Source organism: Skermanella mucosa (assembly GCF_016765655.2).
GTDB lineage: Bacteria > Pseudomonadota > Alphaproteobacteria > Azospirillales > Azospirillaceae > Skermanella > Skermanella mucosa.
In genome coordinates this window covers 4,415,430-4,429,384 of record NZ_CP086106.1, presented here as the reverse complement: position 1 = coordinate 4,429,384, position 13,955 = coordinate 4,415,430, and the positions used below count along the sequence as shown (strand labels likewise).

Genomic DNA, 13,955 nt, shown 5'->3' with positions numbered 1-13,955 from the left:
CAGGTGAAACAATCGGGAGGAAACATACATGCCTGGTCTGAGGACTTTCGTCGGCTGCCTTCTGCTTGGAACCTGCCTCGCCGGGACGCCCGCCCTGGCTCAGGAGAATCTCAACCGCCTCCAGGACTTCCGGACCACGGGAACCGACCTGACGCTCAAGACGGTGCCCCAGGACCCGGCGAAGCTGGCCCAGCTCCGCAAGAACCTGGAGAAGATCAAGCTTCCTCCCGGATTCAAGATCGACGTCTATGCGATCGTGCCCGACGCCCGGCACATGGCGGTCGGCCGCAATGTCGGTGCCGTCTATGTCGGCACCCGCAAGACCGACGTCTGGGCGGTGACCGACCGCGACAAGGACCGCCACGCGGAAGAGGTCAAGCGCTTCGCCCCCAGCGTCAATTTCAAGATCCCCAACGGCATGTGCATGAGCCCCGACGGCATCCTTTATGTCGCCGAGCATAACCGGGTGCTGGCCTTCCCGGCGGTCGAGTTCTTCTACGAAGGGCCCGACGTCGCCGTGCAGGTCGTCAAGGACCAGTTCCTGCCCAAGGAGGAGGAGCACTTCAACCACGGCGCCCGGGTCTGCACCATCGGGCCGGACAACAAGCTCTACGTCTCGCTGGGGCAGCCCTACAACGTGTGGCCCAACGAAAAGGGGTCGAACATGGACCCCTACGGCACCATCCAGCGCATGAACCGGGACGGCACGGGGCAGGAGACCTATGCCCGCGGCATCCGCAACTCGGTCGGCATCGCCTTCAATCCCGCCGACAAGCTGCTCTGGTTTACCGACAACCAGGTGGACGGCATGGGCGACGACATCCCGCCGGGCGAGATCAACCGCATCACCCAGGCCGGCCAGAATTTCGGCCATCCGTGGTACGGCGGCGGCAAGGTGCGCACGGAGGACTGGTCGAAGGACGAGCCGCCGGCCGATCTCGTCTTCCCCGAAGTCGAGATGGACGCCCACGCGGCCGACCTGGGGCTGACCTTCTACAGCGGCAAGATGTTCCCGGCGCAGTACAGGGGCGGCATCTTCAGCGCCCAGCACGGCTCCTGGAACCGTACCACCCCGATCGGCGCCCGGATCATGTTCACCCGGATCGGGGCGGACGGCAAGGCAGCGGGCACGGAAGTGTTCGCGTCGGGCTGGCTGGACGAGGAGACCGGCGAGTATCTCGGCCGCCCGGTCGACGTCCAGCAGTACCTGGACGGCTCGCTCCTGGTCTCCGACGACACGGCCGGAGCGATCTACCGCATCTCCTACGAAGGCCAGTAACGCCTGTCATCCCGGGGCGCGCTCGTCCGCGTCCCGGGTTTTCCTGAATCATTTCCGGGGTCGTCATGAAGTTGCCTGCCGCCGCGCTGGCCTCCGCCATCGCGTTCACTCCCCTCGTCGCCGCCGCCCAGGCACCGAACGTCCCCAAGCTGGGCACCTGCGTCACCTGCCACGGCCGCGACGGTATCGGTACTTCCCCGGTATTCCCCAACCTGGCCGGCCAGAAATCCCTCTACATGGTCCAGCAGCTTGAGCTTTTCCGCAGCGGCGCGCGAAAGAGCGAGGTGATGAACGTCGTCGCCAAGTCCCTGACCGATGCCGAGATCGAGGCGCTGGCGGCCTATTACGAAGGTCTCAAGCCCGGCCCGTGACGGGCAGGCCTGCGGAATTGGTATCACCACACGACCTTGCGGCGGCAGGCCCGCTCCCTTAGGCTGCCGGAAAACGCCAGCTTGAGGAAATCGCCATGACCGCCCCCGCGACCGCGCATGCCGTGGAGTCCCGCGCTCCCGCCGACGCAGCCCTGATCGAGGAGCTTCGAGCCCTGCTCGGCGACCGGCTGAGCACCTCGGCCGCGGTCCGGGAACACCATGGCAAGGACGAATCCTACCACCCCGTCGTCCCGCCCGACGCGGTCGCCTTCGTCCGGAACACGGAGGAGGTCGCGGCCGTCGTCGCGGCCTGCGCCCGCCACGACACGCCGGTAATTCCGTTCGGCACCGGAACCTCGCTGGAAGGGGGAGTCGCGGCCCTGCGCGGCGGCGTCTGCATCGATCTCTCCGGCATGAACGCCGTGCTGCGGGTCAGCCCGGAAGATTTGGACGTCACGGTCCAGGCCGGCGTGACCCGCAAGCAGCTCAACGAGCACCTGCGCGACACCGGCCTGTTCTTCCCGATCGATCCCGGCGCCGACGCCTCCCTGGGCGGCATGGCCTCGACCCGGGCCAGCGGCACCAACGCGGTGCGCTACGGCACCATGCGCGAGAACGTGCTGGGCCTGACCGTGGTGATGGCCGACGGCCGCATCATCAGGACCGGCGGACGCGCCCGCAAGTCGGCCGCCGGCTACGACCTGACCCGCCTGTTCGTCGGCGCCGAGGGCACGCTGGGCGTCATCACCGAGGTGACCCTGCGCCTCTACGGCATCCCGGAGGCGGTTTCCGCCGCGGTCTGCCCGTTCCCGACCATCAAGGACGCGGTGGATACCGTCATCGCGACGATCCAGTCCGGCATTCCCGTGGCCCGGATCGAGCTGCTGGACGAGGTCCAGATGGGCGCGGTCGTCGCCTACAGCAAACTGGACTACAAGGTCGCCCCGACCCTGTTCTTCGAGTTCCATGGGACCGAGGCCGGCGTCAAGGAGCAGGCCGAGATGGTCTCCGCCATCGCGGAGGAGTTCGGCGGCATCGATTTCCAGTGGGCGGCCCGTCCGGAGGACCGCTCCCGCCTGTGGCAGGCCCGTCATGAGGCCTATTACGCGGCGCTGGCGCTCCGTCCCGGCTCCAAGGGCTGGCCTACCGACGTCTGCGTGCCGATCTCCCGCCTCGCCGAGTGCATCGTCGATACCAAGGCCGACATCGCGGCCTCCAGCCTGACGGCGCCCTTGGTCGGCCATGTCGGCGACGGCAACTTCCACCTGGTCTACCTGGTCGATCCCGCCAACCCGGCCGAACTCGCGGAAGCAGCGGAGCTGAACGAGCGCATGGTGATGCGCGCGCTCGCCATGGGCGGCACCTGCACCGGCGAGCACGGCGTCGGCTACGGCAAGATGCACTTCCTGCCCGCCGAGCATGGCGAGGCGGTCAGCGTCATGCGCATGATCAAGCAGTCGCTCGACCCGAAGAACATCATGAACCCGGGCAAGGTGATCCGGGTCTGAGGGAGCGCCGGCCTCTCGGCTTCCGCTGACGAGGCGCTAGGGGGCGATCCGGGAGGCTTCCCGCCATCCGGCGATCGTCGCCTCGCACTCGTCGATCGCTTCGCCGATCTGAGCTTCGGCGCCGTTCGCCGGCATCCGCCCGGACTCCACCGCCTCCGCCAGCAGGCGCAGCCGCTCCAGGCCGAAATTGGCGGCGAGGCCGTGGAGGCTATGGGCCGCGCTCACGGCGTCGGCGCGGTTTTCGCCGGCCGCGCGCAGGCGCGCCAGCTCCCGCCGCGCCGCGTCGGGGACCACCGCAAGCATCGCTTCCAGGTTCTCCCGGCCGACCGCCCGGGCGAGCTCGCTCAGCTTTGCCGCCATGCCGGCCGCCTCGCCGGACTCCCCGGCCGGCGCGGGCGCCTCGGACCGGCCGACCAGGTCGATGATCACGGCCGAAAGCTTGGCCCACTCGATCGGCTTGGTGAGGAACCCGTCCAGCCCGGCCGCGGCGTAGGCTTCGCGGTTCTCCGGCATGGCGTCCGCCGTCAGCGCCACGATCGGCACCGACCGGAAAGGCGGGTCCAGCTCGCGGATCGCCCGGGCGGCCGCCGGGCCGTCCATCACCGGCATCTGCATGTCCATCAGCACGATGTCGAAGCGCTCGCGCGCCGCGGCTTCCAGCGCCAGCTGGCCGTTCGCCACCGCCTCGACCGAATGGCCCATGCGCTGGAGCCCGGTCGAGATCATCATCCTGTTGATGTCGCTGTCCTCGGCCAGCAGCACCCGGCAGGCCCGCGACGCTTCAGGCACGGTCCGCGACGGCCGCGGGGACGCCTTCGGCTGAACCGCGGCTTCCGCCCGGATGGTGAAGCGGAACGAGGAGCCGCCGCCGGGCGCGCTCCGGACCCCGATCTCCCCGCCCATGGCGGTGACCAGGCGTCGGCAGATTGCCAAGCCCAGGCCGGTCCCGCCGAATCGCCGGGTGGTCGAGCTGTCGGCCTGGACGAACGCCTCGAACAGCCGATCCTGCTCCTCCCGAGTCATGCCGATGCCGGTATCGACGACTTCGAAGGACATCACGTACCCGCCCGCCTCGGACGCGCCCTCACGGTCGGCCAGCACGGTGATCCGCCCGCGTTCCGTGAACTTGATCGCGTTGCCCACCAGGTTGAACAGCACCTGGCGCAGCCGCGTCGGGTCACCCAGGACGACGTCCGGCATCCTGCTGCCCACCGTCACGTGGAGGCCGACGCCCTTCGCCGACGCCCGCGCCGCGAACAGCCTGACCACCTCGTCGATCACCTCGCGGGGCCGGTACTCGATCGTCTCCAGCCGGAGCTGCCCCGCCTCGATCTTGGAGAAATCCAGGATGTCGTTCAGGATGTTCATCAGCGTGCCCGCCGACGTGCGCAGCACCTCGACGAAGCCCTGCTGCTCTTCGGGCAGGTCGCCGCCCAGCAGCAGGTCGATCATCCCCAGCACGCCCGTCATGGGGGTCCGAAGCTCGTGGCTCATCATCGCCAGGAACTGGGATTTCGCCCGGTTGGCCGCCTCGGCCCGTTCGCGCTGCTCGTCCGCGTCGCGCCGGGCGCGCTCCAGCTCGTCCTCGAACCGCTTGCGGTCGGTCACGTCGATCACGGTGACCTGGAGCGCCGGCTCGCCCATCCAGTCGACCACGCGGCCCTGGACATCGACCCAGATCAGCGCGCCGTCCTTGCGCAGGTGCGGCTCGCGCGCGCCCAGCGCCTCGGTATCGGAACCGTCCATCAGGCCGGCCAGGCCCGCGGCCGCCTCGGCGCGGCGCTCCTCCGTCAGCAGGGCCAGCAGCGAGGGCAGGGCCATGACCTCGTCGGCCGATGGGTAACCATGCATCCGCGCGAAGGCGCCGTTGACGAACAGCGGGCGGAAGCCGCGGTGGATCACGATTCCCTGGATCGATCCCTCGATCAGGTCTCGGAAGCGGGCCTCGCTCTCCGCCAGGGCCTTTTCCGCCTCCCGCCGATGCGTGATGTCGACCGACGAGCCGATCAGCAGGCGCCTGTCGTCCAGCACCTCGACATGCTTGTGGGCCAGCAGGGTGCGCGTCTTCCCGCCGATCTCCAGGTCGATCACCGAGTTCAGCAGGGCGCCTTCCTGGAGCACCTCCCGGTCCTCCGCGTCGAGCCGGTCGGCGGTCCGGCTGTCGAATATGTCGTAGGCCGTCCGCCCGATCAGGGAGGCTTTGTCCTGCCCGATAAAATTGGCGAAGTGGCGGTTGAACAGGACGAAGCGCCGCGCCTCGTCCTTGACGAAGACGTTCACCGGGATCGCGTCGAGGATCGCTTCGGTAAGCTGCGCCTGCTCGCGCAGCCTGCGCTCCTGGTCCTTCATCCAGGTGATGTCGCTTCGGGTCCCGACGATGCCGCCGTCGCGGGTGCGGCGCTCCTCGATCCGAAGCCAGCGGCCGTCGCCCAGATGGCGCTCGATCCGGGAGCCGGGGTTCTCGTGGGCCTCCAGCCGGTCGCGGATCCAGCCCTCGATCCCGCCGGGATGCCCGGTCGCCTCGTCCGGCCGGACCTCCTCGGTGTAGAGCCTCAGGATCTCGGCGAAGCTCATGCCGGGCTGGAAGGCGTCCGGCGGCATGCCGTAGATGGTGCAGTAGCGTTCGTTGCAGATCACCATCCTGTCGTCGGAGTCGAACAGCACGAAGCCGTCGGGGATCGCGTCGATCGCCTCGCGCAGGCGCTGCTCGGCCCTCCGAGCCGCCTCCTCCGAGCGTTTCTGCTGGGTGATGTCGGTGTGCGCCCCTACCATGCGCACGGCCTTGCCGGCGGCATCCAGGACGTGGATCGCCCGGCTGTAGATATAGACGATGTGCCCTTGCTTGTGCCGGAACCGCTGGACCGTCTCGAAGCCGTCCACCCGGCCGGAATTGTAGTCCTCGACCAGCCGGAGCGCTTCCGCCTTGTCCTCGGGCAGGATCAGCTCGCTCCAGGCGTCGAACGTGTTCGGGATCTCGTGGTCCGCATATCCCAGCTGGGCCTTCCACTGGGGGGAGAACCAGATCCGCCCGGTCCGCAGGTCCCAGTCCCAGATGCCGTCGCGGCCGGCCTGCAGGGCCAGGGTCAGCAATTCGCGGCTGTCCAGCAGTTCGCGCTCGACCCGCTTGGCCTCCGTGATGTCGGCGAAGGTCACGGCGAAGCCGTCCTCCAGCCGCGCCGCCCGGATCGCGAACCAGCTCCGGATGCCGTCATGGTCGTACCAGTGCTCGCCTTCCCAGGGCTCGCCGCTTTCCACCACGCCGACATAGGCGTCGAACAGCCCGTCGGTGCGGTTGCCGGGCATTTCCTCGAGCAGCCGCTGGCCGATCAGGGTGAGCGCCGGCCGGCCGATCATCGCTTCCGCCGCGGCGTTGACCAGCACCCATTCGAAATCGATGATGCGCCCCTCCGGGTCCCGGACCGAGCGGAAGGCCATCAGCCCGATGAACGCGCTGTCGAGCATGCCCTGGAGCAGGCGCGCATAGTGCCTCTCGTCGGGAGCGATGCCGTTCTTCGGATCTTTCGACTCTAGCGTATGCATCTTCTGCAGGTTTGCCCCGGAACTGCTCGATGGTCGATTGCGGGATAATGAACCGCCGGAGAGTGGATGCCCAGCCAAGGAATCCCTGGACAGGCGGCCCCAACCCCGGCCTGTTCCGCTTGGCGCCCCCGTGCCGAGCGCGATGGTACCTCAAAAGGCCAAGACCGAGATAGATCTACCAGCATACTGTCAATATCAAACTGGCGACGGCCCAGCCGCCCGGGTGCGGCATAAGCTGACCCGCCACCGCCACCGCTCCCTCGCCGCTTGTTCCGGGGCGAGGCTGTGGTAAAACCCCGGTCAATCGACGACACCATCTCCCGGGGGAACCAGTCCATGGCCGAGAAGCCAGCGTTTCGCACCGAATCCGACAGTTTCGGTCCCATCGAAGTACCGGCCGACCGCTACTGGGGGGCGCAGACCCAGCGGTCGCTGCAGAACTTCAAGATCGGCGGCGAACGCATGCCGGCTCCCCTGGTCCGCGCGCTGGGCATCCAGAAGAAGGCCGCGGCGATGGCCAACATGTCGCTCGGCGTGCTCGACGCCAAGATCGGCCAGGCCATGCTCGACGCGGCGGAGGAGGTGATCGACGGCACGCTGATCGATCATTTCCCGCTGGTCGTCTGGCAGACCGGCTCCGGCACCCAGACCAACATGAACGCCAACGAGGTGATCTCGAACCGCGCGATCGAGATCCTGGGCGGCGAGATGGGCTCCAAGAAGCCGGTCCATCCCAACGACCACGTCAACATGGGCCAGTCGTCCAACGACAGCTTCCCGACCGCCATGCACATCGCCGCGGTCGAGCAGGTCCACCACGAGCTGGTGCCCTCGCTGGAGCACCTGCATTCCGCCCTCGACGCCAAGGCGAAGGATTTCGCCGAGATCGTCAAGATCGGCCGCACCCATCTCCAGGACGCGACGCCGCTGACCCTCGGCCAGGAGTTCTCGGGCTACGCGACCCAGGTCGCCTACGGCATCGAGCGGGTCAAGGCCATGCTGCCGCGCCTGCTGCAGCTGGCCCAGGGCGGCACCGCGGTCGGCACCGGCCTGAACGCCAAGAAGGGCTTCGCCGAGGATTTCGCGAAGAACGTCGAGCAGATCACCGGCCTGCCCTTCGTCACCGCGCCGAACAAGTTCGAGGCGCTGGCCGCCCACGACGCGCTGGTGGAGGGCTCGGGCGCGCTCAACACCGTCGCGGTGTCGCTGTTCAAGATCGCCAACGACATCCGCCTGCTGGGGTCCGGCCCGCGCTGCGGCATCGGCGAGATCAGCCTGCCGGAGAACGAGCCCGGCTCGTCGATCATGCCGGGCAAGGTCAACCCGACCCAGTCCGAAGCCATGACCATGGTCTGCGCCCACGTCATGGGCAACCACACCGCGGTCACCTTCGCCGGCGCCAACGGCCATTTCGAGCTGAACGTCTTCAAGCCGGTCATCATCTACAACTTCCTGCAGTCGGTCCGCCTGCTGGCCGACGCGGCGCGCAGCTTCACCGACAACTGCGTGGTCGGGATCGAGGTCAACCTGGACCGCGTGACCAAGCTGATGAACGAGTCGCTGATGCTGGTGACCGCGCTCAACCCGCATATCGGCTACGACAACGCCGCCAAGATCGCCAAGAAGGCGCACAAGGAAGGCACCACCTTGGTCGAGGCCGGCGTGGCGCTCGGCCTGCTGACGCCGGAGCAGTTCGACCAGTGGGTCCGCCCGCTGGACATGATCGGCCCGCGCTGACGGCACTTCCGACCGCCCGCGGGCGTCTCCTCCCGACAGGGAAGGGGGCCGGCGGGCGGCACCGTCCGGCATTCCTGGCCGGCATTCCTGGCCGGCATTCCTGGAAGGTTCATGGACAGCGCGATCCGGAAACGTTCGGTCACCATCGCCGGGCACTCGACCAGCGTTTCACTCGAGGCCGCCTTCTGGGACGCGCTCAAGGACATCGCGGCGGACCGCGGCGTTTCGGTCAACGCCCTGATCGAAGCGATCGACGAGGGCCGGTCCGGCAACCTGTCCAGCGCCATCCGGGTCTTCGTCCTCGCCGAAGTCTCCAGGCCCCGATCCCCGGAAGGTCAATGATGCCGCCAGACGTCTCGATGCCCGACCTGACGGCCTTCGGCCTGTTCCTGACCGCATGGTGCGGCTACACCCTGGTCATGGACCATCTCGCCAGCGGCCTCTGGGGCGTCAACCAGCATCTCAAGCTGCTCCGGAGCGAGTGGATGCGCCGGATGCTGGACCGCGAGAACCGGATCATGGACACCGCCCTGGTCGGGCACACCATCCATTCCGTGACCTTCTTCGCCTCCACCTCGATGCTGGTGCTGGCCGGCCTCGTCGGGTTGCTCGGCTCGGTCGACGCGGCGCACGGCATGCTCAGCCAGTTCAGCTTCGCCAGCCCGGTCAGCCGCGAGTTCTTCGAGCTGAAGATCCTGCTGCTGTTCGGCATCTTCATCTTCGGCTTCATGAAGTTCACCTGGGCGATCCGCCAGTACAATTACTGCTGTGCCATGATAGGCAGCGCGCCCATGCCGCCGCTGGCTCCGGCCGATCGCGACGCCTATGCGGAGGAGATCGGCATCATCCTGAGCCTCGCCGGCGCCAGCTTCAACGGCGGTCTGCGGGCCTATTACTTCGCGCTGGCGGCGCTGACCTGGTTCATCGGCCCGTACCTGTTCATGGCCGCCACCCTGTGGGTCGTCATGATCCTGCTCCGCCGCCAGTTCATCTCCCGCACCTTCCGCGCCATGCACCGCCACGCCGAAAAGCTCCAGGCCGGGGATGGGCAATGAGAACGGGGCGGATCACGGGTTCCCGGAGCGGGGCGGCACAGCCGATCTCTTCGCCATGCCTCTCAGCATCTTGATCGAGGAAACCGCCAGGATCAGCCCCAGCGCCAGCTTGAGCAGCCCGGCGGGGAGGATTCCCACCAGTCCGGCCCCGACGACGGCGCCGACCGCCGACCCTGCCGCCATGGGAGCGGCGACGTCCACCAGGGGACCGCGGCTCCGGTAGGCTCCCTGGCGCCAGTACCGGACCACGCCGACCAGCACGGTGGGCAGGCTGATGATCAGGCTGGCGGTTCCGGCCGTCTTGACGTCCGCGCCGAAGACGAAGATGAAGGTCGGTATGATCAGCTCGCCGCCCGCGACCCCGAGCAGGCTGCTGACCATGCCGATGGCGATCCCGGCGGCGACGCCGACCGCGATCCGAAGCGGGGCGACATCGGGGAGTCCGGCCGAAAACCCGTCGGGAAGCACCGCTTCCACCAGCAGCAGTCCGGCGATGCCGGCCAGCAGGCCCGCGACCAGAAAGGTAAGGGAGCGTTCCGACAGCCGGCCGAGCAAGCCCGTGCCGAACCAGGCCGCCGCCACGGCCCCGGCGGCCACCGCCAGGATCTCCCCCGCCAGCGGGCCGAGCGCCGGGAACGACGCGAAGGCGAGGCGGGCCGCCAGGGACACGACCACGGTCGCCAGGCTGATCAGCAGGTTGAACCGGACGGCCCGGTGGATCGGGAAGGCGAACAGCCCATGGAGGACCGGCAGGCGGAATTCCGCGCCGCCCAGGCCGATCAGCCCCCCGAGCACGCCGATGGCGCCGCCGAAGCCGAATGCCCGGGTGCGCACCAGCCCCCTGGGGCCTTGTTCCGAATCGCTCATCACACCGGGATACGACGATCCCCGATCCGCCGCAATGAGTCCGATCGGCCGGCCGCAGGCGCCTCTACTTCTTGAAGAAGGCCTCGGCGCCGCTGCGGTGCGCCTGCTTGGCGGCGATGGCGCCTTCAGCCCGCTCGATCTCGCCCTGCAGCACGGCGATGTAGTCGCGAAGTTCGTCGACGGACATCACTGTCAGGTCCTTCTTGGCCGCCGGTTTCTTCGCCGGCTCCAGGTCTTCCAGGTTCATCGCTCGTCCTCCCGCTTCGCTTGGTCCAGGGGCGCCCAGGGGGCGGTCCGGGGTAAATCAGGATGCGCCACCCCCGAGTCCGCTTGTATCGACCTTCCCCGAGGGGTACATGTGCAATCTATCCCGCAATCGATCGAAGCCTACAAGAGGAAGCCCATGGCCTCCGCCCTGCCGCACACCATGACCGCGATCGAGATCTCCGCCCCCGGCGGTCCCGACGTGCTGCGACCGACGACCCGGCCGGTTCCCCAGCCCGGGCCGGGCGAGGTGCTGATCCGTGTCTCGGCGGCCGGCGTCAACCGGCCCGACGTGTTTCAGCGCCAGGGAGCCTATCCGCCGCCGCCCGGCGCCTCCGACCTGCCCGGCCTGGAAGTGGCCGGCGAGGTGGCCGCGGTCGGCTCCGGCGTGACGGATTTCCAGGTCGGCCAGCAGGTCTGCGCCCTGACGCCGGGCGGCGGCTATGCGGAGTTCTGCGTGACGCCCGCTCCCCAGGTGCTGCCCATTCCCAGGGGGCTGAGCCTGACGGAGGCCGGCGGCGTGCCTGAGACCTACTTCACCGTCTGGACCAACGTGTTCGACCGCGGGCGCCTCGCGGAGGGCGAATCCCTGCTGGTCCACGGCGGCTCCAGCGGCATCGGGACGACGGCCATCCAGCTGGGCAAGGCGTTCGGCGCGCGGGTCTTCACGACCGCCGGCAGCGCCGACAAGTGCCGGGCGTGCGAACGGCTGGGCGCCGACCGGGCGATCGACTACAAGACCGAGGACTATGCCGCCGTGGTCAAGGAACTGACCGGCGGCAAGGGCGTGGACGTCGTCCTCGACATGGTCGGCGGCGACTATGTCCAGCGCGACATCGACTGCATGGCGCCCGACGGCCGGCATGTCAGCATCGCCTTCCTGGGTGGCTCCAAGGTCACGCTGAACATGACCCCCGTGATGATCAAGCGCCTGACCCTGACCGGCTCGACCCTGCGTCCGCGCACGGTGGCCGACAAGGGCCGGATCGCCGCGTCCCTGCTGGAGAAGGTCTGGCCGCTGATCGAGGCGGGCAAGGTCAAGCCGCTGATCCACAAGACGTATCCGTTCCGCGAGGCGGCGGCCGCCCACGCGCTGATGGAGACCAGCAGCCATATCGGCAAGATCGTCCTGACCTTCGACGCCTGAGTTGAAAGCCCGGACCGACCTTAAGTACATGCACAGACTATCGACGACCAACCTGCTCGCCGACGCTGTCCCGACTCCCTATATTGGATATCAAGGGTCGCGCTTGCGCAACGACGAGCCAGCCAGAGAGTTTCCGGAGGACCGATGCCCCTGCCATTGATGCCGAAAGCGACCGCCGTCTGGCTGGTCGAAAACACCGCGCTCACCTTCGAGCAGATCGCAGCCTTCTGCGGCCTTCATTCGCTGGAGATCAAGGCGATCGCCGACGGCGAGGTGGCGGTCGGCATGGTCGGGCTCGACCCGATCGCCAACGGCCAGCTCTCCAAGGAGGAGATCGATCGGTGCGAGAAGGACCCCGACGCCAAGCTCCGGCTGCTCGTCCAGGACCTGCCGCAGCCGGTCTCCCGCTCCAAGGGGCCGCGCTACACCCCGGTGACCAAGCGCGGCGACAAGCCGGACGCCATCGCCTGGATCGTCAAGCAGTTCCCCGACCTGTCCGACGCCCAGGTAAGCCGCCTGATCGGCACGACCAAGCCGACCATCGCCGCCGTGCGCGACCGGACCCACTGGAACACGCCCAACATCAAGCCGCGCAGCCCCGTGCTCCTGGGCCTGTGCACCCAGCGCGAGCTGGAGGAGGCGATCGCCACCATCCGCCGTCCGGGCGGCGCCCCGGTCACGATGGCCGACGAGGAGGGCGAGGATCAGGAGTACGAGGGTGAAGGCGGCTCCGGCTTCGCCGACGAGCCCGCTGCCGCCGGGCGCGATGACGACGACGACCGGGGCCGCGACAAGTACGCCGGCGGCTACGGTTCCGACCTGGACGAGACGGTAGACTGATCCGCCATGGATGACAGCGCCGCTGGCCGGCCGCTCCGCCTCATCGTCGGAATCAGCGGCGCGTCCGGCGTGATGTACGGCGTCCGGCTGCTGGAGGCGCTCAACCGGCTCGGCGTCGAGTCCCACTTGGTGATGAGCCGGTCGGCGGAAGTCACCCTGGCCTGCGAGACGGACCTGAAGGTCGCCGACGTCCGCGCCCTGGCGACCGTCGCCTATCCCATCCAGGACATCGGCGCCGCGATCTCCAGCGGCAGTTTCCGGACCCTGGGCATGGTGGTGGCGCCGTGCTCGATCCGGACCATGAGCGAGATCGCCACCGGCGTCACCTCGACGCTGCTGACCCGGGCGGCCGACGTCGTCCTGAAGGAACGCCGCCGCCTCGTCCTGATGGTCCGGGAAACCCCGCTCCACCTCGGCCATCTGCGGACCCTGGTCTCGCTCGCCGAGATGGGCGCCGTCATCGCCCCGCCGGTCCCGGCCCTCTATGCCCGCCCGGACACGGTGGACGCCCTGATCGACCACACCGTCGGCCGTGTCCTCGACATGTTCGACCTGGATGCCGGTCTCGTCCGCCGCTGGGGCGAACCGGTGGAGGAAGGCGGCGTCAGGCGCGGGCGGGGTCCTATGCGATAGGCTCGTCTTGTACGGGGAGCGGGGACGTGGGTAAGCAGGTGATGACATCGGTTTTGCCGAAATCATTGCCTTTGAACAGAAGAGGCTTGCCGGAAGCCTTTGACAGGGAATAGGCGATGCAATCGCCGAAATTCAGGCTGGCCGGGTGGCGGCCCTTGCCGTACCGGCGAAATGCCTGACGTGCGATCCGAGCCTGGACATGGTCGAACGGTATGATTTGAAACTTGGCCCGGACGAGAAACCTGTCCAATTCATCGGCACCCGCCGGGCCACGTCGGCTTTCCGCCAGAATTCCAGCCTCGACTACGGCAACCGCAGAGATCCAAGGGGTATCGGCCTTCGCGATGAGACCCGCGAAGTCGGCAGCCTCGGGTTCAAGCTCGAGAATCGCGATGACCGCGGAGGTATCGACGATCATCGTCGCGGGAGGCCATGCTGATCGTAGCCAAGGATTTCCTCCTCCGGCCGGTCGTCCAGAATGGGAAGGCTGCTGTATCGTTTGGCGATTTCGAGAAGTTCTCCGGCAGTGACGCTCGAATTGCTCTTCTCGTCTTCGCGCCTGATCTGCTCCCGAAGGGCCGCCAACACGGCTTCGGCGACGCTCACTCCGCGCCGCCGCGCTAGCTCGCTGGCCAGGCGGTCAGCTTCCGGGTCCTTGATATCAAGAGGCATGGCTGCCGTCCGCCGTCTCCTGCACGTTCTCCGATTATGCCC

14 protein-coding genes are annotated in these 13,955 nt (G+C 68.1%); 9 read left to right on the top strand and 5 right to left on the bottom strand.

Annotation, left to right across the window (positions count from 1 at the left end):
• The first annotated feature begins 28 nt into the window (after positions 1-28).
• From JL100_RS20595 to JL100_RS20585, 3 genes are all read left to right on the top strand, one after another.
• Positions 29-1,279, top strand: coding sequence for a PQQ-dependent sugar dehydrogenase (locus JL100_RS20595; RefSeq protein ID WP_202684640.1), 1,251 nt, complete (start codon positions 29-31; stop codon positions 1,277-1,279).
• Positions 1,280-1,344: 65 nt separating this feature from the next.
• Positions 1,345-1,650, top strand: coding sequence for a c-type cytochrome (locus tag JL100_RS20590; RefSeq protein ID WP_202684639.1), 306 nt, complete (start codon positions 1,345-1,347; stop codon positions 1,648-1,650).
• 95 nt (positions 1,651-1,745) lie between these two features.
• Positions 1,746-3,158 carry an FAD-linked oxidase C-terminal domain-containing protein gene (locus tag JL100_RS20585; RefSeq protein ID WP_202684638.1) on the top strand — a complete coding sequence of 471 codons (1,413 nt, stop codon included), beginning with the start codon at positions 1,746-1,748 and terminating at the stop codon, positions 3,156-3,158.
• Positions 3,159-3,194: 36 nt separating this feature from the next.
• On the opposite strand, the gene JL100_RS20580 is transcribed toward JL100_RS20585, so the two are convergent.
• A complete protein-coding gene (locus JL100_RS20580; RefSeq protein WP_202684637.1) occupies positions 3,195-6,698 on the bottom strand; it encodes a PAS domain S-box protein in 3,504 nt (1,167 codons plus the stop codon).
• Positions 6,699-7,034: 336 nt separating this feature from the next.
• Between JL100_RS20580 and fumC the strand changes: the two genes are divergently transcribed.
• The 3 genes from fumC (at position 7,035) to JL100_RS20565 (ending at position 9,490) form a co-directional block, all read left to right on the top strand.
• Positions 7,035-8,435 (top strand): class II fumarate hydratase, encoded by a 1,401-nt coding sequence (fumC, locus tag JL100_RS20575; RefSeq protein ID WP_202684636.1) that lies wholly within the window; start codon positions 7,035-7,037, stop codon positions 8,433-8,435.
• A 111-nt stretch (positions 8,436-8,546) separates the two neighbouring features.
• On the top strand, positions 8,547-8,777 hold the full coding sequence (locus JL100_RS20570) for a ribbon-helix-helix domain-containing protein (RefSeq protein ID WP_202684635.1): 231 nt from the start codon (positions 8,547-8,549) through the stop codon (positions 8,775-8,777).
• Positions 8,774-9,490 carry a DUF599 domain-containing protein gene (locus tag JL100_RS20565; protein WP_202684634.1) on the top strand — a complete coding sequence of 239 codons (717 nt, stop codon included), beginning with the start codon at positions 8,774-8,776 and terminating at the stop codon, positions 9,488-9,490. Before JL100_RS20570 ends, JL100_RS20565 begins: the two co-directional genes overlap by 4 nt.
• Before the next feature lie 12 nt (positions 9,491-9,502).
• On the opposite strand, the gene JL100_RS20560 is transcribed toward JL100_RS20565, so the two are convergent.
• Together JL100_RS20560 and JL100_RS20555 are read right to left on the bottom strand one after the other, a co-directional pair.
• On the bottom strand, positions 9,503-10,357 hold the full coding sequence (locus tag JL100_RS20560) for a sulfite exporter TauE/SafE family protein (protein ID WP_202684633.1): 855 nt from the start codon (positions 10,355-10,357) through the stop codon (positions 9,503-9,505).
• A 64-nt stretch (positions 10,358-10,421) separates the two neighbouring features.
• The gene (locus tag JL100_RS20555; protein WP_202684632.1) at positions 10,422-10,604 is read right to left on the bottom strand and encodes a DUF1192 domain-containing protein; all 183 of its coding nucleotides are present in this window, start codon (positions 10,602-10,604) and stop codon (positions 10,422-10,424) included.
• Positions 10,605-10,760: 156 nt separating this feature from the next.
• On the opposite strand from JL100_RS20555, the gene JL100_RS20550 reads away from it, so the two are divergent.
• From JL100_RS20550 to JL100_RS20540, 3 genes are all read left to right on the top strand, one after another.
• Positions 10,761-11,768 (top strand): NAD(P)H-quinone oxidoreductase, encoded by a 1,008-nt coding sequence (locus JL100_RS20550; RefSeq protein WP_202684631.1) that lies wholly within the window; start codon positions 10,761-10,763, stop codon positions 11,766-11,768.
• Positions 11,769-11,912: 144 nt separating this feature from the next.
• Positions 11,913-12,608, top strand: coding sequence for a DUF1013 domain-containing protein (locus JL100_RS20545; protein WP_202684630.1), 696 nt, complete (start codon positions 11,913-11,915; stop codon positions 12,606-12,608).
• 6 nt (positions 12,609-12,614) lie between these two features.
• Positions 12,615-13,241, top strand: a complete 627-nt coding sequence (locus JL100_RS20540) for a UbiX family flavin prenyltransferase (RefSeq protein ID WP_202684629.1) — start codon at positions 12,615-12,617, stop codon at positions 13,239-13,241.
• On the opposite strand, the gene JL100_RS20535 is transcribed toward JL100_RS20540, so the two are convergent.
• Complete coding sequence (locus JL100_RS20535) at positions 13,231-13,659, bottom strand: type II toxin-antitoxin system VapC family toxin (RefSeq protein WP_202684628.1); 429 nt, start codon at positions 13,657-13,659, stop codon at positions 13,231-13,233. The two genes, JL100_RS20540 and JL100_RS20535, sit on opposite strands and share 11 nt — an antisense overlap.
• Positions 13,656-13,913, bottom strand: coding sequence for a type II toxin-antitoxin system VapB family antitoxin (locus JL100_RS20530; protein WP_202684627.1), 258 nt, complete (start codon positions 13,911-13,913; stop codon positions 13,656-13,658). Before JL100_RS20530 ends, JL100_RS20535 begins: the two co-directional genes overlap by 4 nt.
• Positions 13,914-13,955 lie beyond the last annotated feature (42 nt).

Coding starts and splice junctions, on each gene's coding strand:
- JL100_RS20595 (WP_202684640.1), top strand. CDS start 29: ATGCCTGGTCTGAGGACTTTCGTCGGCTGCCTTCTGCTTGGAACCTGC.
- JL100_RS20590 (WP_202684639.1), top strand. CDS start 1,345: ATGAAGTTGCCTGCCGCCGCGCTGGCCTCCGCCATCGCGTTCACTCCC.
- JL100_RS20585 (WP_202684638.1), top strand. CDS start 1,746: ATGACCGCCCCCGCGACCGCGCATGCCGTGGAGTCCCGCGCTCCCGCC.
- JL100_RS20580 (WP_202684637.1), bottom strand. CDS start 6,698: ATGCATACGCTAGAGTCGAAAGATCCGAAGAACGGCATCGCTCCCGAC.
- fumC (WP_202684636.1), top strand. CDS start 7,035: ATGGCCGAGAAGCCAGCGTTTCGCACCGAATCCGACAGTTTCGGTCCC.
- JL100_RS20570 (WP_202684635.1), top strand. CDS start 8,547: ATGGACAGCGCGATCCGGAAACGTTCGGTCACCATCGCCGGGCACTCG.
- JL100_RS20565 (WP_202684634.1), top strand. CDS start 8,774: ATGATGCCGCCAGACGTCTCGATGCCCGACCTGACGGCCTTCGGCCTG.
- JL100_RS20560 (WP_202684633.1), bottom strand. CDS start 10,357: ATGAGCGATTCGGAACAAGGCCCCAGGGGGCTGGTGCGCACCCGGGCA.
- JL100_RS20555 (WP_202684632.1), bottom strand. CDS start 10,604: ATGAACCTGGAAGACCTGGAGCCGGCGAAGAAACCGGCGGCCAAGAAG.
- JL100_RS20550 (WP_202684631.1), top strand. CDS start 10,761: ATGGCCTCCGCCCTGCCGCACACCATGACCGCGATCGAGATCTCCGCC.
- JL100_RS20545 (WP_202684630.1), top strand. CDS start 11,913: ATGCCCCTGCCATTGATGCCGAAAGCGACCGCCGTCTGGCTGGTCGAA.
- JL100_RS20540 (WP_202684629.1), top strand. CDS start 12,615: ATGGATGACAGCGCCGCTGGCCGGCCGCTCCGCCTCATCGTCGGAATC.
- JL100_RS20535 (WP_202684628.1), bottom strand. CDS start 13,659: ATGATCGTCGATACCTCCGCGGTCATCGCGATTCTCGAGCTTGAACCC.
- JL100_RS20530 (WP_202684627.1), bottom strand. CDS start 13,913: ATGCCTCTTGATATCAAGGACCCGGAAGCTGACCGCCTGGCCAGCGAG.